The organism is Bifidobacterium sp. UBA6881 (genome assembly GCA_002451435.1).
Taxonomy (GTDB): domain Bacteria; phylum Actinomycetota; class Actinomycetes; order Actinomycetales; family Bifidobacteriaceae; genus Bifidobacterium.
In genome coordinates this window covers 1,151-2,250 of the sequence record DKCF01000025.1, presented here as the reverse complement: position 1 = coordinate 2,250, position 1,100 = coordinate 1,151, and the positions used below count along the sequence as shown (strand labels likewise).

Sequence of the window (1,100 nt, the reverse complement as noted above, 5' to 3'; positions counted from 1 at the left end):
CGGACGTTGGGGTACAAGGTCGACCGCATCTCCGTGATCAAGCCGAGCGACACGTCGAAATTGAAGATCGTGCCGGGCGAGGACCGCGTGACGCTGATGACCTGCACCCCATATGGCGTGAACACGCATCGTCTGCTGGTATCCGCGGTGCGTTCCGCCATACCGAATGTGGTCCCTGCCGAACGGGACGCGGCGAAGGACGCCCGTACGATCGGCATCGTCGCCGGAATCGCGGCGTTGCTGTCGGGGGTATTGCTGGTATGGGTCCGTCGTCGCCCTTGGTACGTCCGCAGACACGCCGCCTGGTGGCCCAGGCGCGGATGATCGGCGGAGCCGCCTGACGATTCTTGGTATTTCGCGGTTTTATGCGAATCCCCGTGAATTTTCATTGCCTTGTTCGGGGGACGAAACCGCGGGGGGGGGGCGAGCGTTTTCGCTGTTCCCTCAAGGAAGGACGCCCCCGACACTATTGCCAATAGGGTGTACGTTCCCGGATTCGTTTTCTTCTATTTTTCACAGTTGAAGCATTGGCAAAACCATATGCGCGCGTCGCGCGCGAGATTTGCCTGTTCGTGTGAGAGGAATGGCCGCATTGTTTGATGCGGCGTAAGGGGACGAACGCAGATGAAGCATGCATGTGACAACGAAAGGCGGGTGCCGAGGCATTTCGCCAGACAGATTATCGCCACGTTTGCGGCAATCGCCATGCTTGGCGGCATGGGCTACGCCACCACGTCGGCCGCATTGGCGGAAAACGGCGAAAAAGCAACCACGACGCGAACCGTGGAACAGCAGGCCGGCATCAGCATGGGCCTGCATGATTACAAGCGCAACTCGATCAACAACAACCATGCGCTGAAATTCAAAAACGTCGGCAGCGCGGCGCAATCCAACTACAACCGTTATGTGGGTCAGGGCAAGGGCGCCTACACGGGAATAGTGAACACGACGCTGGGCGCTGACGGATATCCGACGATGTCCGACGGCAACGGTTCGTTGAACTACCTGTTCGGAGGCGCCGAGGATTCGGCGGTCACCAACTACACGCCGAACGGCGGATTGCTGACGCTCGACAATCAGGGCAACTACAGTTTCGACGC

At 59.4% G+C, this 1,100-nt stretch carries 1 protein-coding gene and 1 pseudogene; both read left to right on the top strand.

All coding sequences use genetic code 11. The features are described 5' to 3' along the window. Nucleotides 1-324, top strand: a 324-nt coding sequence (locus B3C64_RS01980) for a sortase (protein WP_291533353.1), incomplete at its 5' end; no start/stop codon positions are given. Nucleotides 325-624: 300 nt separating this feature from the next. Then, a pseudogene (locus tag B3C64_RS01975) lies at nucleotides 625-1,100 on the top strand (hypothetical protein); the annotation flags it as partial.